The organism is Roseivivax sp. THAF30 (genome assembly GCF_009363575.1).
GTDB classification, from domain to species: Bacteria; Pseudomonadota; Alphaproteobacteria; order Rhodobacterales; family Rhodobacteraceae; genus Roseivivax; species Roseivivax halotolerans.
Map to the genome: position 1 here is coordinate 1,199,398 of NZ_CP045389.1, position 20,382 is coordinate 1,219,779.

General features: G+C 63.8%; 31 protein-coding genes. All 31 read left to right on the forward strand.

Translation table 11 applies throughout. The annotated features are described in order from the left end of the window. Positions 1-3 precede the first annotated feature (3 nt). The 31 genes from tuf (at position 4) to FIU91_RS05925 (ending at position 20,296) form a co-directional block, all read left to right on the forward strand. Positions 4-1,179, forward strand: a complete 1,176-nt coding sequence (gene tuf / locus FIU91_RS05775) for an elongation factor Tu (RefSeq protein WP_152461791.1) — start codon at positions 4-6, stop codon at positions 1,177-1,179. 135 nt (positions 1,180-1,314) lie between these two features. Then, positions 1,315-1,623 carry a 30S ribosomal protein S10 gene (gene rpsJ, locus FIU91_RS05780; protein WP_076450108.1) on the forward strand — a complete coding sequence of 103 codons (309 nt, stop codon included), beginning with the start codon at positions 1,315-1,317 and terminating at the stop codon, positions 1,621-1,623. 13 nt (positions 1,624-1,636) lie between these two features. Next, entirely contained in the window at positions 1,637-2,509 is an 873-nt protein-coding gene (gene rplC / locus FIU91_RS05785; protein WP_093013706.1) for a 50S ribosomal protein L3, read from the forward strand. Beyond that, on the forward strand, positions 2,506-3,123 hold the full coding sequence (rplD, locus tag FIU91_RS05790; RefSeq protein ID WP_093013703.1) for a 50S ribosomal protein L4: 618 nt from the start codon (positions 2,506-2,508) through the stop codon (positions 3,121-3,123). Before rplC ends, rplD begins: the two co-directional genes overlap by 4 nt. Continuing rightward, positions 3,120-3,416 carry a 50S ribosomal protein L23 gene (locus tag FIU91_RS05795; RefSeq protein ID WP_093013700.1) on the forward strand — a complete coding sequence of 99 codons (297 nt, stop codon included), beginning with the start codon at positions 3,120-3,122 and terminating at the stop codon, positions 3,414-3,416. Before rplD ends, FIU91_RS05795 begins: the two co-directional genes overlap by 4 nt. A 401-nt stretch (positions 3,417-3,817) precedes the next feature. Further along, the gene (rplB, locus tag FIU91_RS05800) at positions 3,818-4,660 is read left to right on the forward strand and encodes a 50S ribosomal protein L2 (RefSeq protein WP_093013697.1); all 843 of its coding nucleotides are present in this window, start codon (positions 3,818-3,820) and stop codon (positions 4,658-4,660) included. Between the two features lie 3 nt (positions 4,661-4,663). Continuing rightward, positions 4,664-4,942 carry a 30S ribosomal protein S19 gene (gene rpsS / locus FIU91_RS05805; RefSeq protein WP_093013694.1) on the forward strand — a complete coding sequence of 93 codons (279 nt, stop codon included), beginning with the start codon at positions 4,664-4,666 and terminating at the stop codon, positions 4,940-4,942. Positions 4,943-4,945: 3 nt separating this feature from the next. After that, positions 4,946-5,326, forward strand: a complete 381-nt coding sequence (gene rplV, locus FIU91_RS05810; RefSeq protein WP_093013691.1) for a 50S ribosomal protein L22 — start codon at positions 4,946-4,948, stop codon at positions 5,324-5,326. Continuing rightward, positions 5,326-6,027, forward strand: a complete 702-nt coding sequence (gene rpsC / locus FIU91_RS05815) for a 30S ribosomal protein S3 (protein WP_093013688.1) — start codon at positions 5,326-5,328, stop codon at positions 6,025-6,027. The genes rplV and rpsC overlap by 1 nt, the downstream gene beginning before the upstream one ends. A 13-nt stretch (positions 6,028-6,040) precedes the next feature. Next, positions 6,041-6,454, forward strand: coding sequence for a 50S ribosomal protein L16 (rplP, locus tag FIU91_RS05820; protein ID WP_093013685.1), 414 nt, complete (start codon positions 6,041-6,043; stop codon positions 6,452-6,454). A 208-nt stretch (positions 6,455-6,662) separates the two neighbouring features. Then, positions 6,663-7,280, forward strand: coding sequence for a TIGR02466 family protein (locus FIU91_RS05825; protein ID WP_152461792.1), 618 nt, complete (start codon positions 6,663-6,665; stop codon positions 7,278-7,280). A 179-nt stretch (positions 7,281-7,459) separates the two neighbouring features. Beyond that, a complete protein-coding gene (gene rpmC / locus FIU91_RS05830; protein ID WP_093013679.1) occupies positions 7,460-7,666 on the forward strand; it encodes a 50S ribosomal protein L29 in 207 nt (68 codons plus the stop codon). A 13-nt stretch (positions 7,667-7,679) separates the two neighbouring features. Further along, positions 7,680-7,910, forward strand: a complete 231-nt coding sequence (gene rpsQ, locus FIU91_RS05835) for a 30S ribosomal protein S17 (protein ID WP_093013676.1) — start codon at positions 7,680-7,682, stop codon at positions 7,908-7,910. 75 nt (positions 7,911-7,985) lie between these two features. After that, a complete protein-coding gene (gene rplN / locus FIU91_RS05840; RefSeq protein ID WP_007427594.1) occupies positions 7,986-8,354 on the forward strand; it encodes a 50S ribosomal protein L14 in 369 nt (122 codons plus the stop codon). Further along, a complete protein-coding gene (gene rplX / locus FIU91_RS05845) occupies positions 8,354-8,659 on the forward strand; it encodes a 50S ribosomal protein L24 (RefSeq protein WP_093013673.1) in 306 nt (101 codons plus the stop codon). The genes rplN and rplX overlap by 1 nt, the downstream gene beginning before the upstream one ends. Continuing rightward, the gene (rplE, locus tag FIU91_RS05850; RefSeq protein ID WP_093013670.1) at positions 8,659-9,219 is read left to right on the forward strand and encodes a 50S ribosomal protein L5; all 561 of its coding nucleotides are present in this window, start codon (positions 8,659-8,661) and stop codon (positions 9,217-9,219) included. The genes rplX and rplE overlap by 1 nt, the downstream gene beginning before the upstream one ends. Before the next feature lie 14 nt (positions 9,220-9,233). Then, positions 9,234-9,539, forward strand: a complete 306-nt coding sequence (rpsN, locus tag FIU91_RS05855) for a 30S ribosomal protein S14 (protein ID WP_093013667.1) — start codon at positions 9,234-9,236, stop codon at positions 9,537-9,539. Between the two features lie 12 nt (positions 9,540-9,551). Further along, complete coding sequence (rpsH, locus tag FIU91_RS05860; protein WP_093013664.1) at positions 9,552-9,944, forward strand: 30S ribosomal protein S8; 393 nt, start codon at positions 9,552-9,554, stop codon at positions 9,942-9,944. A 15-nt stretch (positions 9,945-9,959) separates the two neighbouring features. Beyond that, positions 9,960-10,493: a 50S ribosomal protein L6 gene (rplF, locus tag FIU91_RS05865; protein ID WP_093013661.1), complete on the forward strand. Its 534-nt coding sequence runs from the start codon at positions 9,960-9,962 to the stop codon at positions 10,491-10,493. 12 nt (positions 10,494-10,505) lie between these two features. Next, a complete protein-coding gene (rplR, locus tag FIU91_RS05870; RefSeq protein ID WP_093013659.1) occupies positions 10,506-10,865 on the forward strand; it encodes a 50S ribosomal protein L18 in 360 nt (119 codons plus the stop codon). A gap of 164 nt (positions 10,866-11,029) precedes the next feature. Continuing rightward, entirely contained in the window at positions 11,030-11,617 is a 588-nt protein-coding gene (rpsE, locus tag FIU91_RS05875) for a 30S ribosomal protein S5 (protein ID WP_093013656.1), read from the forward strand. A gap of 3 nt (positions 11,618-11,620) precedes the next feature. Further along, positions 11,621-11,809, forward strand: coding sequence for a 50S ribosomal protein L30 (rpmD, locus tag FIU91_RS05880; RefSeq protein WP_093013653.1), 189 nt, complete (start codon positions 11,621-11,623; stop codon positions 11,807-11,809). A 237-nt stretch (positions 11,810-12,046) separates the two neighbouring features. Then, positions 12,047-12,514, forward strand: a complete 468-nt coding sequence (rplO, locus tag FIU91_RS05885; RefSeq protein ID WP_093013650.1) for a 50S ribosomal protein L15 — start codon at positions 12,047-12,049, stop codon at positions 12,512-12,514. Positions 12,515-12,621: 107 nt separating this feature from the next. After that, a complete protein-coding gene (gene secY, locus FIU91_RS05890) occupies positions 12,622-13,983 on the forward strand; it encodes a preprotein translocase subunit SecY (RefSeq protein ID WP_152461793.1) in 1,362 nt (453 codons plus the stop codon). After that, positions 13,980-14,636: an adenylate kinase gene (locus tag FIU91_RS05895; RefSeq protein WP_152461794.1), complete on the forward strand. Its 657-nt coding sequence runs from the start codon at positions 13,980-13,982 to the stop codon at positions 14,634-14,636. Before secY ends, FIU91_RS05895 begins: the two co-directional genes overlap by 4 nt. A gap of 363 nt (positions 14,637-14,999) precedes the next feature. After that, on the forward strand, positions 15,000-15,368 hold the full coding sequence (gene rpsM, locus FIU91_RS05900) for a 30S ribosomal protein S13 (protein ID WP_093013641.1): 369 nt from the start codon (positions 15,000-15,002) through the stop codon (positions 15,366-15,368). Between the two features lie 15 nt (positions 15,369-15,383). Then, positions 15,384-15,776: a 30S ribosomal protein S11 gene (gene rpsK, locus FIU91_RS05905; RefSeq protein ID WP_093013638.1), complete on the forward strand. Its 393-nt coding sequence runs from the start codon at positions 15,384-15,386 to the stop codon at positions 15,774-15,776. Positions 15,777-15,894: 118 nt separating this feature from the next. Further along, complete coding sequence (locus tag FIU91_RS05910) at positions 15,895-16,911, forward strand: DNA-directed RNA polymerase subunit alpha (protein ID WP_093013635.1); 1,017 nt, start codon at positions 15,895-15,897, stop codon at positions 16,909-16,911. A 142-nt stretch (positions 16,912-17,053) separates the two neighbouring features. Then, entirely contained in the window at positions 17,054-17,476 is a 423-nt protein-coding gene (gene rplQ, locus FIU91_RS05915; RefSeq protein ID WP_093013632.1) for a 50S ribosomal protein L17, read from the forward strand. Between the two features lie 136 nt (positions 17,477-17,612). Next, complete coding sequence (locus tag FIU91_RS05920; protein WP_152461795.1) at positions 17,613-18,989, forward strand: trypsin-like peptidase domain-containing protein; 1,377 nt, start codon at positions 17,613-17,615, stop codon at positions 18,987-18,989. Continuing rightward, positions 18,989-20,296 carry a replication-associated recombination protein A gene (locus FIU91_RS05925; protein WP_152461796.1) on the forward strand — a complete coding sequence of 436 codons (1,308 nt, stop codon included), beginning with the start codon at positions 18,989-18,991 and terminating at the stop codon, positions 20,294-20,296. The genes FIU91_RS05920 and FIU91_RS05925 overlap by 1 nt, the downstream gene beginning before the upstream one ends. Positions 20,297-20,382 lie beyond the last annotated feature (86 nt).

Sequence of the window (20,382 nt, forward strand, 5' to 3'; positions counted from 1 at the left end):
ATCATGGCAAAGGAAAAGTTCGACCGCTCGAAGCCGCACTGCAACATCGGCACGATCGGTCACGTTGACCACGGCAAGACCACGCTGACGGCTGCGATCACGAAGTATTTCGGCGACTTCCGCGCCTATGACCAGATCGACGGCGCGCCCGAAGAGAAGGCCCGCGGGATCACGATCTCGACGGCGCATGTGGAATACGAGACGGACAACCGTCACTACGCGCATGTCGACTGCCCCGGTCACGCCGACTACGTGAAGAACATGATCACCGGTGCCGCTCAGATGGACGGCGCGATCCTGGTGGTGAACGCCGCCGACGGCCCGATGCCGCAGACGCGCGAGCACATCCTGCTCGGCCGCCAGGTCGGTATCCCGGCGATGGTCGTGTTCCTCAACAAGGTCGACCAGGTCGACGACGAGGAGCTCCTCGAGCTCGTCGAGATGGAAGTCCGCGAGCTTCTGTCCGCCTACGACTTCCCGGGCGACGACATTCCGATCGTTGCGGGCTCGGCTCTGGCGGCGATGGAAGGCCGTGATCCCGAGATCGGCGAGAACAAGATCCGCGAGCTGATGGCCGCTGTGGACGAGTACATCCCGCAGCCCGCACGCGCCGTCGACCAGCCGTTCCTGATGCCGATCGAGGACGTGTTCTCGATTTCCGGCCGCGGCACCGTGGTCACCGGCCGTGTCGAGCGCGGCGTCATCAACGTGGGCGACGAGCTCGAGATCGTCGGCATCAAGGACACGCAGAAGACGACCTGCACGGGTGTCGAGATGTTCCGCAAGCTGCTCGATCGCGGCGAGGCGGGCGACAATATCGGCGCGCTTCTGCGCGGCATCGACCGTGACGCGGTCGAGCGCGGCCAGGTGCTCTGCAAGCCGAAATCGGTTCAGCCGCACACCAAGTTCGAAGCCGAGGTCTACATCCTGACCAAGGAAGAAGGCGGCCGCCACACGCCGTTCTTCGCGAACTACCGCCCGCAGTTCTACTTCCGGACGACGGACGTGACCGGCACCGTGACGCTGCCCGAGGGCACCGAGATGGTCATGCCCGGCGACAACCTGAAGTTCGCCGTCGAGCTGATCGCACCGATCGCGATGGAAGACGGTCTGCGCTTCGCCATCCGCGAAGGCGGCCGCACCGTCGGCTCCGGCGTCGTCTCGAAGATCGTCGAGTAATCGCGCCGCGGGCGTGAGCAAAATGGCAGGGCAGGACGCGCCGCGTCTGCCCTGCGACATCAAGAACGCGATGAGGGGGCAGGGTGGTCCTGCCTCCTCCTCTCGGGTTCCAACTAGCCGATGAAGGCCAGAGAAATGCAAAGCCAGAACATTCGCATTCGGCTCAAGGCGTTCGACTACCGTGTGCTCGACGCGAGCACGCAGGAGATCGTGAACACCGCGAAGCGGACCGGCGCCGACGTGCGCGGGCCCATTCCGCTGCCGAACAAGATCGAGCGCTTCACCGTTCTGCGTGGTCCCCACGTGAACAAGAAGTCCCGTGACCAGTTCGAGATCCGCACCCACAAGCGGCTTCTCGATATCGTCGATCCGACGCCGCAGACCGTGGACGCGCTGATGAAGCTCGACCTCGCCGCCGGCGTGGACGTCGAGATCAAGGTTTAAGGAGGGCACCCCTATGTTGCGCTCTGGAGTGATCGCAAAGAAGGTCGGGATGACCCGGCTCTTCATGGAAGACGGCAAGCAGATCCCTGTGACCGTCCTCCAACTCGACAAGTTGCAGGTCGTGGCCCAGCGGACCGCCGATCAGCATGGCTATACCGCCGTGCAGCTCGGTGCCGGTACGGCCAAGGTCAAGAACGTCTCGAAACCGATGCGCGGCCATTTCGCCGTGGCCAAGGTGGAACCCAAGCGCAAGATCGCCGAGTTCCGCGTGGCCCCGGAGAACATGATCGACGTGGGCGAGGAAATCACGGCTGACCATTACTTCGCGGGTCAGTTCGTCGATGTCTGCGGCACCTCGATCGGTAAGGGCTTTGCAGGCGGCATGAAGCGGCACAACTTCCGTGGTCTCGAAGCCACGCACGGCGTGTCGATCAGCCACCGCTCGCACGGTTCCACCGGCCAGTGCCAGGACCCCGGCAAGGTGTTCAAGGGCAAGAAGATGGCCGGCCACATGGGCGCCGTCCGCGTGACCACGCAGAACCTGCAGGTCGTCAAGACCGATGCGGATCGCGGCCTCATCATGGTGAAGGGCGCCGTGCCCGGATCCAAGGGTGGCTGGGTCACCGTCAAGGACGCGGTCAAGAAACCGCAGCCCGAAGGCATCATCCTGCCCGCCGCGCTGAAATCCGCCGCCGACGAAGCCAAGCGCGCCGCTGAAGAAGCCGCACGCCAGGCCGAAGAGGAGGCACGCGCAGCCGAAGAGGCCCGCCTCGCAGAAGAAGCGGCCCAGCAGGAAGAAGCCCTCAAGGAAGCCGAGGAAAACATCGCAGCCGAGCAGGAAGCCGGCGTCGATCCCTCGGACGAGAAGAAGGATGGCGAGCAATGAAACTCGACGTGATCAAACTGGACGGCGCAAGCGCCGGATCGGTCGAGCTCGGCGACGAGATCTTCGGTCTCGAGCCGCGTGCCGACCTTCTGCACCGCGTCGTGCGCTGGCAGCGCAACAAGGCGATGCAGGGCACCCATTCGACGCTTGGCCGTTCGGATGTGAGCTACTCGACCAAGAAGATCTACCGCCAGAAGGGCACCGGCGGCGCACGCCACGGCTCCCGCAAGGCGCCGATCTTCCGTAAGGGTGGTACCTACAAGGGCCCGACGCCGCGCAGCCACGCGCATGATCTGCCCAAGAAGGTCCGCAAGCTCGGACTCATGCACGCGCTGTCCGCCAAGGCACGCGAAGGCCAGCTCGTGATCATCGAGGCGGCCGATTGCGACGGCAAGACCAAGACCCTTGCCAAGCAGATGCGTGAGCTCGGCTGGAAGCGCGCCCTGGTCATAGACGGTGCCGAGGTCAACGGCGATTTCGCCCGCGCCGCTGCTAACATCGAAGGCCTGGACGTGCTGCCCTCCATCGGCGCAAACGTCTATGACATCCTCAAGCGTGACACGCTCGTGATCACGAAGGCGGGTGTCGAAGCACTGGAGGCTCGACTGAAATGAGCGCGAAAGCAGAACACTACGACGTGATCCGCAAGCCGGTCATCACCGAGAAGTCCACGATGGCGTCCGAGAACAACGCCGTCGTCTTCGAAGTGGCCATCGACGCCAACAAGCCCGCGATCAAGGAAGCGGTCGAGGCACTGTTCGGTGTGAAGGTGAAGGCGGTCAACACCACCGTCACCAAGGGCAAGGCGAAGCGCTTCCGCGGCCGCCCCGGCCGTCGCTCGGACTTCAAGAAGGCCTATGTGACGCTCGAAGAGGGCAACGCGATCGACGTGACAACCGGCCTTTGAGGCGGGTAGGCGGGGCTCAGGTCGCCGCACGAACGACAAAGTACCCCGGCTGCTAACGCGGCCGGGGTTTCTTTTTGGGCGTGGCGCCTTCGGACTTCAGCGCATCTTCGAGCCTTTGCGCGAGCCTGTGCGAGACCCAAGGGTACCGGACCCCGCATATATCGCCGGGCGCTCCCTTATATACGGCGCCTCTCCCTTGACGCCCCCGCCGCACTCCCCTAAACGCCACCCATCCGAAAGAGCCCCGGATTCGTCCGGGGCTCTCTCGTTTGCTCTTCGGAGCTTTCCAACCGGGCACCTACGGGGGCCTACATCCGACGGATGGCACGCGCCATCCTGACACATAGGCGGGGCGCGCCCGAGAGGGGCAAGCCGCGCTGCACATACGGAAGACAGAAAGCATGGCACTCAAGTCGTACAAGCCGACGACGCCGGGCCAGCGCGGGCTGGTGCTGATCGACCGTTCGGAGCTGTATAAAGGACGTCCCGTCAAGGCCCTCACCGAGGGTCTTCGCAAGTCGGGCGGACGCAACAACACCGGACGTATCACGGCACGCCGCCGCGGTGGCGGGGCAAAACGCCTCTACCGGATCGTCGATTTCAAGCGGAACAAGTTCGACGTTGGCGCGACCGTCGCGCGGATCGAATATGACCCCAACCGCACGGCCTTCATCGCGCTCATCCAGTATGATGACGGCGAGCAGGCCTACATTCTCGCGCCCCAGCGCCTCGCCATCGGCGACCGCGTTCTGGCTGCTGCGAAGGCCGACATCAAGCCGGGCAACGCGATGCCCTTCTCGGGCATGCCGATCGGTACGATCGTCCACAACATCGAACTGAAGCCGGGCAAGGGCGGTCAGATCGCACGCGCGGCGGGCACCTACGCCCAATTCGTGGGTCGTGACGGCGGCTACGCGCAGATCCGGCTCTCGTCGGGCGAGCTTCGCATGGTCCGCCAGGAATGCCTTGCGACCGTTGGCGCGGTTTCGAACCCCGACAACTCGAACCAGAACATCGGCAAGGCGGGCCGGACGCGTCACATGGGCAAGCGCCCGAGCGTCCGCGGCGTCGTGATGAACCCGATCGACCACCCGCACGGCGGTGGCGAGGGCCGGACCTCGGGTGGTCGCCACCCGGTGACGCCCTGGGGCAAGCCCACCAAGGGCGCACGCACCCGCAACACCAACAAGGCGTCGCAGAAGCTGATCCTTCGCTCGCGCCATGCACGCAAGAAGAGGCGCTAAGACATGACCCGTTCTGTTTGGAAAGGCCCCTTCGTGGACGCATACGTCCTGAAGAAGGCCGAAGCCGCCCGCGAATCCGGGCGCAACGACGTCATCAAGATCTGGTCGCGCCGCTCGACGATCCTGCCCCAGTTCGTGGGCCTGACGTTCGGCGTTTACAACGGCCACAAGCACGTTCCGGTGAACGTGTCCGAGGACATGATCGGCCAGAAGTTCGGTGAATACTCGCCGACCCGTACCTATTACGGGCACGCGGCCGACAAAAAAGCGAAGCGGAAGTAAGTCATGGGCCAGGAAAAGAACCCCCGCCGCGTGGCTGACAACGAGGCAATGGCCAAACTGCGCATGCTCCGCACGAGCCCGCAGAAGCTGAACCTCGTCGCAGCGATGATCCGCGGCAAGAAGGTCGAGAAGGCGCTGACCGATCTCACCTTCTCCAAGAAGCGCGTGGCGCAGGACGTGCGCAAGTGCCTCCAGTCCGCCATCGCCAATGCCGAGAACAACCACGGCCTCGACGTCGACGAGCTGATCGTCGCGGAAGCCTGGGTCGGCAAGAACCTCGTGATGAAGCGTGGCCGTCCGCGGGCACGTGGCCGTTTCGGCCGCATCATGAAGCCGTTCTCGGAAATCACCATCAAGGTGCGTCAGATCGAGGAGCAAGCCTAATGGGTAACAAGACCAATCCGATCGGCATGCGCCTCCAGGTCAACCGCACCTGGGACAGCCGCTGGTATGCCGATACCAAGGACTACGGCGATCTGCTTCTGGAAGACATCGCGATCCGCGAGTTCATCCACGAAGAGTGCAAGCAGGCCGGCGTCGCCCGCATCATCATCGAGCGTCCGCACAAGAAGTGCCGCGTCACGATCCACGCTGCCCGTCCCGGTGTCATCATCGGCAAGAAGGGCGCGGACATCGAGTCGCTGCGCAAGAAGATCTCGAAGATGACCGACAGCGAGCTGCACCTCAACATCGTCGAGGTACGCAAGCCCGAGCTTGACGCCCGTCTCGTGGGTGAGAGCATCGCGCAGCAGCTGGAACGCCGGGTGTCCTTCCGCCGCGCCATGAAGCGCGCCGTGCAGAACGCCATGCGTATGGGTGCTCTGGGGATCCGGGTCAACGTCTCGGGCCGCCTCGGCGGCGCAGAGATCGCGCGGACCGAATGGTACCGCGAGGGCCGGGTGCCGCTGCACACGCTGCGGGCCGATATCGACCACGCATCCGTCGAGGCAGAAACGCCCTACGGCATCATCGGGATCAAGGTCTGGATCTTCAAAGGCGAGATCATGGAGCACGATCCCCAGGCGCGTGACCGCAAGGCGCAGGAACTCCAGGACGGACCCGCCCCGCGCGGCCCCCGTCGCTGAGGAGGTTTGAGACATGCTTCAACCCAAACGTACCAAGTACCGCAAGCAGCAGAAGGGCCGGATCAAGGGCGTCGCCAAAGGCGGCTCTGACCTGAATTTCGGCTCCTTCGGCCTGAAGGCCCTGCAGCCCGAGCGCGTCACCGCGCGCCAGATCGAAGCCGCCCGCCGGGCCATGACGCGTCACATGAAGCGTCAGGGCCGGGTCTGGATCCGCATCTTCCCCGACGTGCCCGTTACGTCGAAGCCCACCGAGGTTCGGATGGGTAAAGGTAAGGGTTCGGTGGATTTCTGGGCCTGCAAGGTCAAGCCGGGCCGCGTGATGTTCGAAATCGACGGCGTCGGCGAAGACATCGCCCGCGAGGCGCTCCGCCTTGCGTCGATGAAGCTGCCGATCAAGACGCGCGTCGTCGCTCGCGAAGACTGGTAAGCGCCCACCGCTTGTCCAGCCGCAATGCCCCGCCGGTCCGCCGGCGGGGCTTTTCGTTGGCATATTCCCTTCGAGGAATGTGCGGCCGATTTCGCACGCGAAATCGCGGGGCGAGCGCTGCTCCAAACTCCGCGTTCGGAGTTTTCCCGATCTCCGTGTGCGGAGATCGCCTCTCGCGCAGACGGACGCCCTGCGCTAAGAGGCCGCCATGACCCAGATCCGCTCCCTCTTTGCCACCCGTCTTTATCAGGCGTCTCTGTCCGATCACGGCAAGATCGACACCGCAGAGCTCGAAGCGTCCTGCTATTCCATCGCCGATGATGATGAGGCAGGACAGGAATGGTGCGAGGCCAACGGCTATCCCGGCTACACCTCCTATGCCTCGCTGACCGATCTGCCGTGGCGTTTTCCGATTTTCGCCGATCTCGTGACCGCGCTCGACGCTCATGTCGCGGCCTTCGCGCGGGATCTCGAGTTCGACCTCGGGGACCGTGGGCTCGTGCTCGAGGACATCTGGATCAACATCCTGCCCGAAGGCGGCAGCCACGGCAGCCATATCCATCCGCATTCGGTAATCTCTGGCACTACCTATGTCGCGATGCCCGGCGGCACGTCGGCACTGAAGCTCGAAGATCCGCGCCTGCCGATGATGATGGCCGCGCCGACCCGAAACCGCGAGTGCCGCGAGGAGCTGAAGAGCTTCGTCTACGTGACGCCCGAGGCGGGCGAGGTGCTGCTCTGGGAATCCTGGCTGCGCCATGAAGTTCCGATGAACATGGCCGAGGACGACCGGATCAGCGTCAGCTTCAACTACAGGTGGGACTAGGGCGGGGCGCTGTCCTCAAGCGCGCGGTCGCCGGTCGATCCGGCCCGGAAAACAAGGCTTGCATGACGGGGCTTTCCCTTCTATGAGGCCCACTCATCCACGGACTCCACCGGAATCAGGGTGACCCTGTAGCTTTGCAGGCAGGGGCTCTCCGGTGATGTTGAAAAGGAAAGGGCGACATGAACGCCAGCGAACTCCGTGACAAGACCCCGGACCAGCTCCGGGACGACCTTGTCCAGCTTAAGAAAGAGGCCTTCAACCTGCGCTTCCAGCAGGCGACCGGCCAGCTTGAGAACACCGCGCGCATGAAGATCGTGCGCCGTGACGTCGCGCGGATCAAGACCGTGCTCAACGAGAAGGCCGCAGCCGCGGCCTCCGCAGAATAAGAGGGACGGACACATGCCCAAGCGTATTCTCCAAGGCACCGTGACCTCGACGGCGAATGCCCAGACCGTGACGGTCTCGGTCGAGCGCCGCTTCAAGCACCCCGTGCTGAAAAAGACCATCCGGAAGTCCAAGAAGTACCGCGCCCACGACGAGGCCGGCAGCTTCCAGGTGGGCGATTCCGTGCGCATCATTGAATGCGCGCCGAAATCGAAGACCAAACGCTGGGAGGTGATCGCCGAATAAGGCGCATCACTTTCCGGTTTTATCGAAACCCTGGGGGCGACAACAGAACACCCCCCAAAGGTCGGGAGAAACCACATGATCCAGATGCAGACCAATCTGGATGTTGCTGACAACTCCGGCGCACGCCGGGTTCAGTGCATCAAGGTCCTGGGTGGTTCCAAGCGTAAATACGCCTCCGTCGGCGACATCATCGTCGTCTCGGTGAAGGAAGCCATCCCGCGCGGCCGCGTGAAGAAGGGCGATGTCCGCAAGGCCGTCGTCGTGCGCACCGCCAAAGAGGTTCGTCGCGAGGACGGCACCGCCATCCGCTTCGACCGCAACGCCGCCGTCATCCTGAACAACGCGGGCGAGCCGGTCGGCACCCGTATCTTCGGGCCGGTCGTTCGCGAGCTGCGCGCCAAGAACTTCATGAAAATCATTTCGCTCGCTCCGGAGGTGCTCTGATGGCTGCGAAACTGAAAACGGGCGACAAGGTCGTCGTGCTCGCCGGCAAGGACAAGGGCAAGCAGGGTGAGATCACCTCTGTCGACCCCAAATCCGGCAAGGCAGTCGTGGACGGCGTGAACATGGCCGTGCGTCACCAGCGCCAGACCCAGTCGAACCAGGGTGGCCGCCAGCCCAAGGCGATGCCCATCGACCTGTCGAACCTCGCCATCGTCGACAAGAACGGCAAGGCCTCCCGCGTCGGCTTCCGCGAGGAAGACGGCAAGAAGGTGCGCTTCGCCAAGACCACGGGGGACGTGATCTGATGCTCGATACCCAGAATTATACCCCGCGTCTCAAGGCGCTCTTCAACGAAGAGATCAAGGCCAAGCTCAAGGAAGAGTTCGGCTATACCAACGATCTCCAGATCCCCCGGATCGAGAAGATCACGCTCAACATCGGCTGCGGTGCAGAAGCCGTGCGCGACAGCAAGAAGGCGAAATCGGCTCAGGAAGACCTGACCAAGATCGCCGGTCAGCACGCCGTCGTCACCAAGGCGAAGAAGTCCATCGCGGGCTTCCGCGTGCGTGAAGAGATGCCGCTCGGCGCCAAGGTCACCCTGCGCCATGCCAAGATGTACGAATTCCTCGACCGCCTGGTCACGATCGCGATGCCCCGGATCCGGGACTTCCGCGGCGTGAAGCCGTCCTTCGACGGCCGTGGCAACTTCGCCATGGGCATCAAGGAACACATCGTCTTCCCGGAAATCGACTTCGACAAGGTCGACGAGGTCTGGGGCATGGACATCAATATCACGACGACCGCGAAGACCGACGCGGAAGCCAAGGCGCTGTTGAAGCACTTCAACATGCCGTTCAACGCATAAGGGGATTTTGGATTATGGCTAAAAAATCCATGGTTGAGCGCGAGAAGAAGCGTCAGCGCCTCGTGGCAAAGTATGCCGAGAAGCGTGCGTCGCTCAAGGAAATCGCGAACGATGAATCGAAGCCGATGGAAGAGCGGTTCAAGGCGCGCCTCAAGCTCGCCGAGCTGCCGCGCAACTCGTCGCCCACCCGGCTTCACAACCGCTGCCAGCTGACGGGGCGTCCGCACGCCTATTACCGCAAGCTGAAAGTCAGCCGCATCATGCTGCGGGACCTGGGCTCCAAAGGCCTGGCTCCGGGCCTGGTCAAGTCGAGCTGGTAAGGAGGTCAAGTTATGAACGATCCTATCGGCGATATGCTGACCCGCATCCGCAACGCACAGCTGCGGGGCAAGTCCAACGTCTCGACGCCGGCTTCCAAGCTGCGCGCCTGGGTTCTCGATGTGCTGGCCGACGAAGGCTACATCCGCGGCTACGAGAAGGGCACCGACCATCGCGGTCACCCGACGCTCGAGATCGCGCTGAAGTACTACGAGGGCGCACCGGTCATCCGTGAGCTGACCCGCGTCTCCAAGCCCGGCCGCCGCGTCTATCTCGGCGTCGATAACATTCCGCAGGTCCGTCAGGGTCTCGGCGTGTCCATCGTCTCGACGCCCAAGGGCGTGATGTCGGATGCCAATGCACGCGCGGCCAATGTCGGCGGCGAAGTGCTCTGCACGGTATTCTAAGGAGGTCCGGTCCACATGTCTCGTATTGGTAAGAAGCCGGTCGAGCTGCCCTCGGGGGTCTCCGCCTCCGTGTCCGGCCAGACGATCGAAGTGAAGGGCCCCAAGGGCGCGCAGAGCTTCACCGCGACAGATGACGTGACCATCGCCGTTGACGGCGAAACGGTTACCGTCACGCCTCGCGGCAAGTCGAAGCGCGCGCGCCAGCAATGGGGGATGACCCGCACGATGGTGGCGAACCTCGTTCACGGCGTGCAGGAGACCTTCAAGAAAGAGCTGGAGATCCAGGGCGTGGGTTACCGCGCGCAGATTCAGGGCAACATCCTGAAGCTCAACCTGGGTCTGTCCCACGATGTCGATTTTCCGATCCCGGAAGGTGTCTCCGTCACCGCGGCCAAGCCGACTGAAATCACGGTCGAAGGCCATGATGCTCAGCAGGTGGGCCAGGTGGCTGCGAACATTCGCGACTGGCGGCGTCCCGAGCCCTACAAGGGCAAGGGCATTCGCTACAAGGGCGAGTACATCTTCCAGAAGGAAGGCAAGAAGAAGTAAGGACGACAAGGTATGGCTAACAGCAAAAGAGATCTGTTCCAGAAGCGCCGCCTGCGCGTCCGGAACAAGCTTCGTTCGACCAATTCGGGCCGCGCACGTCTTTCCGTGCACCGCTCGAACAAGAATATCAGCGTTCAGCTGATCGACGACGTCAAAGGCGTCACCCTCGCCGCCGCCTCCTCGATGGAGAAGGATCTGGGCGTGGTCGGCAAGAACACCGTCGAAGCGGCCCAGAAGGTCGGTGCGGCGATTGCCGAGCGTGCCAAGAAGGCTGGCGTCGAAGAGGCCTATTTCGACCGTGGGGGTTTCCTCTTTCACGGCCGCGTCAAGGCACTCGCCGATGCAGCCCGCGAGGGCGGCCTCAAGCTCTGAGGCAATGATCGAAAAGGTGCGCGGGCCAGCCTCGCGCGCCTTTCCATATGCAGGCCGGGCGCGCCGTCGCCCTGCCTCGATGATCGGGGAGCCGGCTTCGGGCTGCGCTCACTTCGATTGGACCTCCGCGCCGCCCGTGGCGCAGAAACAGATAGGAATGCCTGATGGCAGAACGTGACAACAAAGGCCGGGGCCGCCGCGATCGCGACGAAGCACCGGAATTCGCGGATCGCCTCGTCGCGATCAACCGCGTCTCCAAAACCGTCAAGGGTGGTAAGCGCTTCGGCTTCGCCGCGCTCGTCGTCGTGGGCGACCAGAAGGGCCGTGTCGGCTTCGGCAAGGGCAAGGCCAAAGAGGTGCCCGAGGCGATCCGCAAGGCGACCGAGCAGGCCAAGCGCGGCATGATGCGCGTGCCCCTGCGCGAAGGCCGCACGCTGCACCACGACATCGAGGGCCGCCACGGCGCGGGCCGCGTCGTGATGCGGACCGCACCGCAAGGTACCGGTATCATCGCCGGTGGTCCGATGCGCGCCGTCTTCGAGATGCTGGGCGTGCAGGACGTGGTCGCCAAGTCGATCGGCTCGCAAAACCCCTACAACATGATCCGCGCGACGCTGAACGGCCTCTCCCGCGGAGCGAGTCCGCGCCAGGTGGCGCAGCGCCGTGGCAAGAAGGTCGTCGACATCCTGCCCAAGCGTGATGAGGCTCCGGATCACGGCGATCCGCAGACCATTCTCGCCGAGGAGGTATAACCCATGGCGAAAACCATCGTCGTCAAGCAGATCGGCAGCCCGATCCGTCGCCCCGAGAAGCAGCGTCAGACGCTCATCGGTCTCGGCCTCAACAAGATGCACCGCACGCGCGAGCTGGAGGACACTCCCTCGATCCGTGGTATGATCGCCAAGATCCCGCATCTCGTGGAGATCGTGGAAGAGCGCGGCTAAGGCTCCAAGGCCACCCAGAAATCGCGAAAGCGCCCCGTGCCAATCCGGCCCGGGGCGCTTTTCATAAAGGATCCGGCCTCGCGCAAATTTCACTCCGCGCCGCCGGGGCACCCTTGAACCGCAAAGCGGTGCCGTCTATACGCCCCCGGTGATCCGCTTGGATCGCACCAACATCACACGCAACGCCGCGTTTGGCCCATCCGTCGCTGGGGGCCACATCCGGCAAGGAGAAGCGACATGAAACTCAACGAGATTCGCGACAACGAAGGCGCGACGCAGCGCAAGAAGCGCATCGCCCGTGGCCCGGGTTCGGGCAAGGGCAAGATGGGTGGCCGTGGTATCAAAGGCCAGAAGTCCCGTTCGGGCGTGGCCATCAACGGCTATGAGGGCGGCCAGATGCCGCTCTACCAGCGTCTGCCGAAGCGCGGCTTCAACAAGCCCAACCGCAAATCCTATGCCATCGTGAACCTCGGCCTGATCGAGAAGTTCATCGAGGCCGGCAAGCTCGACGCGAAAGCCACCATCGACGAAGAGGCGCTCATCGCTTCGGGTCTCGTGCGCCGCAAGCGCGACGGTGTCCGCGTTCTGGCCAAGGGCGAGATCTCGTCCAAGATCACGCTCGCTGTGACCGGCGCATCGAAGTCGGCGGTCGAGGCGGTCGAAAAGGCCGGCGGCTCGATCACGACGGCTCAGGCGGCCGAATAAAGGTTGTGGGCGGCCTGCGGGCCGCATACATCCTTAATCAGTTTTCCGACGCCGCCTCAGCCAAGACAGGCTCGGGGCGGCGTTTGTCCGAATAGAGAGACTGCTTCATGGCATCTGCTGTCGAACAAATGGCCGCGAATACGAGCTGGTCCGCGCTCGCATCGGCCACCGACCTTCGCAAACGCATCTTCTACACGCTGGCGCTTCTGTGCATCTTCCGCCTCGGCACCTTCATTCCGGTGCCCGGTATCGACGGACAGGCGCTGCGTGACTTCATGGAGGGCGCGCAGGCCGGCATCGGCGGCATTCTCACCATGTTCACCGGCGGCGCGCTGGGGCGGATGGGCATCTTCGCCCTCGGCATCATGCCCTACATCTCGGCCTCGATCATCGTGCAGCTCATGGCCTCGATGGTGCCCGCGCTCGAACAGCTCAAGAAAGAGGGCGAGCAGGGCCGCAAGAAGATCAACCAGTACACCCGCTACGGCACGGTGTTCCTGGCAACGTTCCAGGCCTACGGGCTGGCCGTCAGCCTCGAGGCGGGCGATCTCGTCACCGATCCCGGCTGGTATTTCCGCGCCTCCACGGTCATCACGCTTGTCGGCGGCACGATGTTCCTGATGTGGCTCGGGGAGCAGATCACCGCGCGCGGCATCGGCAACGGCATCTCGCTCATCATCTTCGTCGGTATCATCGCCGAGGTTCCCGCCGCGCTGGCGCAGTTCTTTGCGAGCGGCCGTTCGGGAGCGATCAGCCCTGCCGTCATCATCGGCGTGATCTTCATGGTGGTGGCGATCATTACCTTCGTGGTCTTCATGGAGCGGGCGCTCCGAAAGATCACGATCCAGTATCCGCGCCGCCAGGTCGGCATGAAGATGTCCGAGGCGCAGAACAGCCACCTGCCCGTGAAGGTGAACCCCGCGGGCGTGATCCCGGCGATCTTCGCCTCCTCGCTTCTGCTTCTGCCAGTGACGGTCTCGACCTTCTCGGGTCAGGACTCGGGACCCGTCATGTCGACGCTGCTGGCGTATTTCGGCCCCGGTCAGCCGCTCTATCTTCTGTTCTTCGCGGCGATGATCGTGTTCTTCGCCTATTTCTACACGTTCAACGTGTCGTTCAAACCCGATGACGTGGCCGAGAACCTCAAGAAGCAGAACGGCTTCGTGCCGGGCATTCGTCCGGGCAAGCGCACCTCGGAATATCTCGAATACGTGGTGAACCGCGTGCTCGTTCTGGGCTCTGCCTATCTGGCCTTCGTCTGCCTTCTGCCCGAGATCATCCGCAATCAGTTCGCCATTCCGTTCTATTTCGGCGGCACCTCGGTGCTCATCGTCGTCAGCGTGACGATGGACACGATTCAGCAGGTTCAGAGCCATCTGCTCGCGCATCAATACGAAGGTCTCATTCAAAAGTCGCAACTGCGCGGCAAGGGTAAGGGCCGCAAGAAGAGGGGACCGCAGCGCCGATGAACATCATTCTTCTCGGACCGCCGGGTGCCGGCAAAGGCACCCAGGCCCGTCATCTCGTCGAGACCCGCGGCATGACGCAGCTCTCCACCGGAGACATGCTGCGCGAGGCCAAGGACTCCGGCACGGAGATGGGCAAGATCGTCGCTGACGTGATGGCAAAGGGTGAGCTCGTCACGGACGAGATCGTCATTGGCCTCATCCGCGAGAAGCTTCAGGGCGAGAAGACGGAAGGGTTCATCTTCGACGGGTTCCCGCGCACGTTGGCCCAGGCTGACGCGCTGGCCGAGCTGATGGCTGAGCAAGGCGAGACGCTCAATGCGGTCATCGAAATGCGCGTCGATGACGATGCGCTCGTGGACCGGATCACAGCGCGCTCGACCTGCGGCAATTGCGGAGAGGTGTATAACGACCACACCAAGCCGATCCCGGCGGACGGCGTCTGCACCAATTGCGGCGAGAAGGCCGAATTCAAGCGCCGCGCCGATGACAATGCCGAAAGCCTCAAGCAGCGTCTTCTGGAATACTACAAGAAGACGTCGCCGCTGATCGGATACTATTACGCGAAGGGTCAGTTGACCGCGATCGACGGTCTCGGAGAGATCGACGAAGTGCGCGCGCGCATCGCCGAGGTGCTTGACGCGACGGCATCGTGAAACGATTTCGCGCGGCGGTCGTTGCTATAGTGGAATGATCGACCGCGCATTCCGTTCGTAAGGCACGTAAAGACGGTTTCAGAGAGGTGTCCGGCTCCCTCCCGGACACCTTTCGATTTCTCCCGATGGTCCTGGCTGAGCGGCATTCGACCGTATCTCGGCAAGGCGCGGGGGAAGGTCTTGACGACTATCCCGAATACCACTACGCACCGGCATCTCCGCAAGGGGAATCGCTTTTGCGGCAGCATATTGCCGCCGCAGACCACCTGATCGACTGACGGCCCGCGGGCGCTGAGCCCAAGGGTCTTATGTTGTGAAAAAAGGTTCTGGAGCTACGGAACCGCAACGAGAGGAAGTAGAGACTTGGCACGTATTGCCGGCGTCAATATCCCGACGAACAAACGGGTGCCGATCGCACTCACCTATATCCACGGTATCGGACCGTCCTCCGCGAAGACCATCTGCGAGGCTGTGAACATCGACCAGACGCGTCGTGTGAACGAGCTCAGCGATGCCGACGTGGTGGCCATCCGCGAGCACATCGACTCCAACTTCACGGTTGAGGGCGATCTGCGCCGCGAGGTCCAGATCAACGTCAAGCGCCTGATGGATCTCGGCTGCTACCGCGGCCTGCGTCATCGTCGCAACCTCCCCGTGCGCGGTCAGCGCACCCACACCAACGCTCGCACGCGCAAAGGCCCCGCGAAGGCCATTGCCGGCAAGAAGAAGTAAGGGAGGCACCGACTTATGGCACGTGATACCCGTCGCGGAGGCAAGAAGAAGGTCTCCAAGAACATCGCAGCTGGCGTCGCGCATGTGAACTCCAGCTTCAACAACACCAAGGTCCTGATCTCGGACGTGCAGGGCAATGCGATCTCGTGGTCGTCGGCCGGCACGATGGGCTTCAAGGGCTCGCGGAAGTCCACGCCCTACGCCGCTCAGCTCGCCGCAGAAGATGCTGGCAAGAAGGCGCAGGAACATGGCGTCAAGACCCTCGAGGTCGAAGTTCAGGGTCCGGGCTCCGGTCGCGAATCCGCGCTGCGCGCGCTCGCTGCCGCCGGCTTCAACATCACCTCGATCCGTGATGTGACGCCGATCGCGCATAATGGCTGCCGTCCGCCCAAGCGCCGCCGCGTCTGAAGAGTGTTTTTTCCGTCCGGGGCCCGCGGTGATGCGGGCCCCGGGCTTTGCCATTATTTAACCTCGGGCGTCTCCGGCCTTTCTGGACATGGGGCCGAGACAGGAATGGAGGTCATACATGATCCACAAGAATTGGGCAGAACTCATCAAGCCGACCCAGCTTGATGTCCGTCCCGGCAACGAACCCGCCCGGAAGGCCACGCTGATCGCGGAACCGCTCGAGCGCGGCTTCGGCCTCACGCTCGGCAACGCGCTGCGCCGCGTGCTGCTGTCGTCGCTTCAGGGCGCGGCAATCACCTCCGTGCAGATCGACAACGTGCTGCACGAGTTTTCCTCGGTCGCCGGCGTGCGCGAGGACGTGACCGATATCGTCCTGAACCTCAAGGCCGTCTCGCTGAAGATGGAAGTCGAGGGGCCGAAGCGCGTCTCGATCTCCAAGAAGGGCCCCGCTGTCGTGACCGCGGGCGACATCTCGGAATCGAACGGCATCGAGGTTCTGAACAAGGACCACGTCATCTGCCATCTCGACGACGGTGCGGATCTCTACATGGAGCTGACCGTCAACACCGGGAAGGGCTATGTCTCTGCCGACAAGAACAAGCCCGAGGACGCTCCCATCGGCCTGATGCCGATCGACGCGATCTATTCCCCGGTGAAAAAGGTCGCTTATGACGTGCAGCCGACCCGTGAGGGCCAGGTTCTCGACTATGACAAGCTGACCATGAAGATCGAAACGGATGGCTCGGTCACCCCCGAGGACGCGATCGCCTATGCCGCGCGCATCCTTCAGGACCAGCTGTCGATCTTCGTCAACTTCGACGAGCCTGAATCGGCGCAGCGTCAGGACGACGACGATGGACTCGAGTTCAACCCGCTCCTTCTCAAGAAGGTCGACGAGCTCGAACTGTCGGTCCGTTCGGCGAACTGCCTGAAGAACGACAACATCGTCTATATCGGCGACCTGATCCAGAAAACCGAAGCCGAGATGCTCCGCACTCCGAACTTCGGCCGCAAGTCGCTGAACGAGATCAAGGAAGTCCTCTCGGGCATGGGTCTGCACCTCGGCATGGATGTCGAGGACTGGCCGCCCGACAATATCGAGGATCTCTCGAAGAAGATGGAAGACCAGTTCTGAGGTCTTGCCTCGTGGCATCTGCCCGGGCGGCATCCCGGCCGGGCAAACAAGCAGGGCACAAAGCCCCAAGGTGAGGGCCTGACACGCATCGGGCCCCGGACAAAGCAAAACCGCCCGTAGAGGGCACGATTGGAGTAAGACAATGCGTCACGCAAAAGGCCACCGCCGCCTCAACCGCACCGCCGAGCACCGCAAGGCGCTCTGGGCCAACATGGCCGGATCGCTGATCGAGCACGAGCAGATCAAGACGACCCTGCCCAAGGCCAAGGAACTGCGCCCCGTCGTCGAGAAGCTCGTCACGCTGGCCAAGCGCGGCGATCTGCACGCCCGCCGTCAGGCCGCGGCACAGCTCAAGCAGGACAAGCACGTCGCCAAGCTCTTCGAAGTGCTTGGCCCGCGCTACGCCGAGCGTCCGGGCGGCTATATCCGCGTCCTGAAGGCCGGCTTCCGCTACGGCGACATGGCACCGATGGCGATCATCGAATTCGTCGATCGCGACACCGACGCGAAAGGCGCCGCCGACAAGGCCCGCCTCGCCGAGGAAGACGCGCTCGAAATGGAATGATCCGCGCGTCTCTCTGACGCCGGACAGCGCCCCGCCGGACCTCCGGCGGGGCGTTTTCGTTGTGGCGCCTCGTCCCGGCCCCTGCTTGCAAAGCCGCGGCCCGCGCGACATATCGGGGCCGGAGGTTCCGCTTGCGATGCTGAGATATCTTGCCCTTGTCCTGATCCTCGCCGTGCATCCCGCGACGGCCGAGGAGCGCGTGCCGCAAAGCCCTGCCGAGATCACGTTGACCTTCGCGCCCTTGGTGCGCGAGGCCGCACCGGCGGTCGTCAATATCTATGCAAGCCGCGTGGTGCAGAGCCGCTCGCCCTTCGCGGACGATCCGCTCTTCGGCCAGTTCTTCCGTGAGTTCGCCCCGGCGCGCCCGCGCGTGCAGAACTCGCTCGGATCGGGCGTGATCCTCTCCGAAGACGGAATCGTCGTCTCGAACTACCACGTCGTCGGCGAGGCCGAGGATATCCGCGTCGTGATGAGCGACCGCCGCGAATATGCCGCCCGCGTGCTTCTGGGCGACGAGGAATCCGATCTTGCGATCCTGAAACTCGAGGGCGCAGAGGACATGCCGCATCTGACCCTGCGCCAGGATGCCCCGGTCGAGGTGGGCGAGCTGGTCCTGGCGATCGGCAACCCGTTCGGGGTCGGTCAAACGGTCTCGTCGGGGATCGTATCTGGCCTCGCGCGCTCGGGCACGGCGACGGGCAATGCACGCGGTTATTTCATCCAGACCGACGCCCCGATCAATCCGGGCAATTCGGGCGGTGCCCTCATTGACGTGGCGGGCCGCCTCATCGGCGTGAACACCTCGATCCTCACGCGCTCCGGCGGGTCGAACGGGATCGGGTTCGCCATTCCCGCAGCCCTCGTCGCCCAGTTCGTGGCGCAGGCCGAGGCCGGAAAGACGCGCTTCCAGCGCCCCTGGGCCGGTCTCACCGGACAGCCCGTTGACCAGGATCTCTCCGACAGTCTCGGCCAGGTGCGTCCCGGCGGCATCCTGATCGCCGATATCCACCCTCGTTCGAGCTTTTCCGAAGCGGGCCTCGAGGTGGGCGATGTCATCCGCGCCATCGACGGTGCGCCGGTGAACAGCCCGCCGGAGATGATCTACCACATGTCCGTCGCCGGTATCGGCGCGGCAGCCGAGATCGAGGTGCTGCGCGCCGGCACGCTCGAGACGCTGAGCGTCACGCTGGCCGCCGCCCCGGACACGCCCGACCGTCAGCCCGTCTCGCTTGGCGAGATGGAGGTGCTGCCGGGGCTCGAGATCGCGCGCATCAATCCCGCGGTCAGCGACGAGATGGGCCTGCCGCTTCGGGCCAGCGGCATCGTGGTCACCGATCCCGGCCGCTGGGGTGCGCGTATCGGCCTGCGTCGCGGGGATATCCTGCGCGGGATCAACGGGTTCGCGCCCGAGGAAACCTCCGATGTCGCGCCCGCCTTACGCGCGGCCGCGCCGCGCTTCCGTCTCGACGTGGAGCGCGACGGTCGGATCGTCGCGCTGAGGTTCCGCAGCTGATGGCGGACCTCTTCGATACTGGCGACGAGCCGTCCGGCCCCGCGCCGCGCCCGCTCGCGGACCGACTGCGACCGCAAACCCTTGCCGAGGTGATCGGCCAGGACCAGCTTCTCGGTCCCGACGGCCCGCTGCGCGTGATGCTCGACGCAGGAAGCCTTGGCTCGATCGTCTTCTGGGGCCCGCCCGGTGTCGGCAAGACCACGATCGCGCGGCTTCTCGCCCACGAGACCGATCTCGAATTCGTGCAGATCAGCGCGATCTTCTCGGGCGTTGCCGACCTCAAGCGCGTCTTCGAGACCGCGAAACAGCGGCGCCGCGCCGGGCAGGGCACGCTGCTTTTCGTCGATGAGATCCACCGCTTCAACAAGGCGCAGCAGGATAGTTTCCTGCCGCATATGGAGGACGGCACGATCCTCCTTGTCGGGGCCACGACCGAGAACCCCAGCTTCGAGCTCAACGCCGCGCTTCTCTCACGGGCGCAGGTGATGGTGCTCACGCGCCTCGGCGAAGACGATCTCGGCGGCCTCGTGACCCGCGCCGAAGAGGAGCTTGGCCGCGCCTTGCCGCTCGAGGGCGATGCCCGCGGCGCGCTACTGGAAATGGCCGATGGCGACGGGCGCGCGCTTCTGAACCTCATCGAACAGATCGCCGCCTGGAAGATCGATGCGCCGCTCGACCAGAAGGCCCTGTCTCAGCGTCTCATGCGGCGGGCGGCGCAATACGACAAGACCGGCGATGCACATTACAACCTCATATCGGCGCTGCATAAATCCGTGCGCGGCTCCGATCCCGATGCCGCGCTCTACTGGTTTGCCCGAATGCTCGAGGCCGGGGAGGATCCGCGCTATCTCGCGCGCCGTCTCACGCGCATGGCTGTGGAAGATATCTGCCTCGCCGATCCCCAGGCGCAATCGGTGTGCCTCGATGCTTGGCAAAGCTACGAGCGGCTGGGCTCGCCGGAGGGTGACCTCGCGCTTGCGAATGCGGTGATCTACCTCGCCCTCGCACCGAAATCGAACGCCGCTTACGCCGCCTACAAGGCCGCACGCCGGGCTGCGAAGAAAACCGGCTCCGAGCCGCCCCCGAAGCATATCCTGAACGCACCGACGAAGCTGATGGAAGACGAAGGATACGGCGCAGGCTACGCTTACGACCATGACCAGGACGACGCGTTCTCGGGCCAGAACTACTTCCCCGACACAATGGAGCGGCCCGAATTCTACCAGCCGGTGGAGCGCGGCTTCGAACGCGACCTCAAGAAGCGGCTCGACTATTTCGGAAAACTCCGCCGCGAACGGGGCGGCTGATCCCGCTCCTTGGGTTGGCTGAAATACCGCGGGAGCGCGAGGGCAGGGCCCTCGCACCGCGCGATGAGCCAAAAGCTCATCGCGCC

Coding starts and splice junctions, on each gene's coding strand:
- FIU91_RS05910 (WP_093013635.1), top strand. CDS start 15,895: ATGATCCACAAGAATTGGGCAGAACTCATCAAGCCGACCCAGCTTGAT.
- rplC (WP_093013706.1), top strand. CDS start 1,637: ATGTTGCGCTCTGGAGTGATCGCAAAGAAGGTCGGGATGACCCGGCTC.
- tuf (WP_152461791.1), top strand. CDS start 4: ATGGCAAAGGAAAAGTTCGACCGCTCGAAGCCGCACTGCAACATCGGC.
- rpsE (WP_093013656.1), top strand. CDS start 11,030: ATGGCAGAACGTGACAACAAAGGCCGGGGCCGCCGCGATCGCGACGAA.
- rplV (WP_093013691.1), top strand. CDS start 4,946: ATGGGCCAGGAAAAGAACCCCCGCCGCGTGGCTGACAACGAGGCAATG.
- FIU91_RS05825 (WP_152461792.1), top strand. CDS start 6,663: ATGACCCAGATCCGCTCCCTCTTTGCCACCCGTCTTTATCAGGCGTCT.
- rplX (WP_093013673.1), top strand. CDS start 8,354: ATGGCTGCGAAACTGAAAACGGGCGACAAGGTCGTCGTGCTCGCCGGC.
- rplN (WP_007427594.1), top strand. CDS start 7,986: ATGATCCAGATGCAGACCAATCTGGATGTTGCTGACAACTCCGGCGCA.
- rplD (WP_093013703.1), top strand. CDS start 2,506: ATGAAACTCGACGTGATCAAACTGGACGGCGCAAGCGCCGGATCGGTC.
- FIU91_RS05925 (WP_152461796.1), top strand. CDS start 18,989: ATGGCGGACCTCTTCGATACTGGCGACGAGCCGTCCGGCCCCGCGCCG.
- rplO (WP_093013650.1), top strand. CDS start 12,047: ATGAAACTCAACGAGATTCGCGACAACGAAGGCGCGACGCAGCGCAAG.
- FIU91_RS05895 (WP_152461794.1), top strand. CDS start 13,980: ATGAACATCATTCTTCTCGGACCGCCGGGTGCCGGCAAAGGCACCCAG.
- rpsC (WP_093013688.1), top strand. CDS start 5,326: ATGGGTAACAAGACCAATCCGATCGGCATGCGCCTCCAGGTCAACCGC.
- rpsS (WP_093013694.1), top strand. CDS start 4,664: ATGACCCGTTCTGTTTGGAAAGGCCCCTTCGTGGACGCATACGTCCTG.
- rplR (WP_093013659.1), top strand. CDS start 10,506: ATGGCTAACAGCAAAAGAGATCTGTTCCAGAAGCGCCGCCTGCGCGTC.
- rpmC (WP_093013679.1), top strand. CDS start 7,460: ATGAACGCCAGCGAACTCCGTGACAAGACCCCGGACCAGCTCCGGGAC.
- rpsH (WP_093013664.1), top strand. CDS start 9,552: ATGAACGATCCTATCGGCGATATGCTGACCCGCATCCGCAACGCACAG.
- rplB (WP_093013697.1), top strand. CDS start 3,818: ATGGCACTCAAGTCGTACAAGCCGACGACGCCGGGCCAGCGCGGGCTG.
- rpmD (WP_093013653.1), top strand. CDS start 11,621: ATGGCGAAAACCATCGTCGTCAAGCAGATCGGCAGCCCGATCCGTCGC.
- FIU91_RS05795 (WP_093013700.1), top strand. CDS start 3,120: ATGAGCGCGAAAGCAGAACACTACGACGTGATCCGCAAGCCGGTCATC.
- FIU91_RS05920 (WP_152461795.1), top strand. CDS start 17,613: ATGCTGAGATATCTTGCCCTTGTCCTGATCCTCGCCGTGCATCCCGCG.
- rpsN (WP_093013667.1), top strand. CDS start 9,234: ATGGCTAAAAAATCCATGGTTGAGCGCGAGAAGAAGCGTCAGCGCCTC.
- secY (WP_152461793.1), top strand. CDS start 12,622: ATGGCATCTGCTGTCGAACAAATGGCCGCGAATACGAGCTGGTCCGCG.
- rpsJ (WP_076450108.1), top strand. CDS start 1,315: ATGCAAAGCCAGAACATTCGCATTCGGCTCAAGGCGTTCGACTACCGT.
- rplE (WP_093013670.1), top strand. CDS start 8,659: ATGCTCGATACCCAGAATTATACCCCGCGTCTCAAGGCGCTCTTCAAC.
- rplP (WP_093013685.1), top strand. CDS start 6,041: ATGCTTCAACCCAAACGTACCAAGTACCGCAAGCAGCAGAAGGGCCGG.
- rplF (WP_093013661.1), top strand. CDS start 9,960: ATGTCTCGTATTGGTAAGAAGCCGGTCGAGCTGCCCTCGGGGGTCTCC.
- rpsK (WP_093013638.1), top strand. CDS start 15,384: ATGGCACGTGATACCCGTCGCGGAGGCAAGAAGAAGGTCTCCAAGAAC.
- rplQ (WP_093013632.1), top strand. CDS start 17,054: ATGCGTCACGCAAAAGGCCACCGCCGCCTCAACCGCACCGCCGAGCAC.
- rpsQ (WP_093013676.1), top strand. CDS start 7,680: ATGCCCAAGCGTATTCTCCAAGGCACCGTGACCTCGACGGCGAATGCC.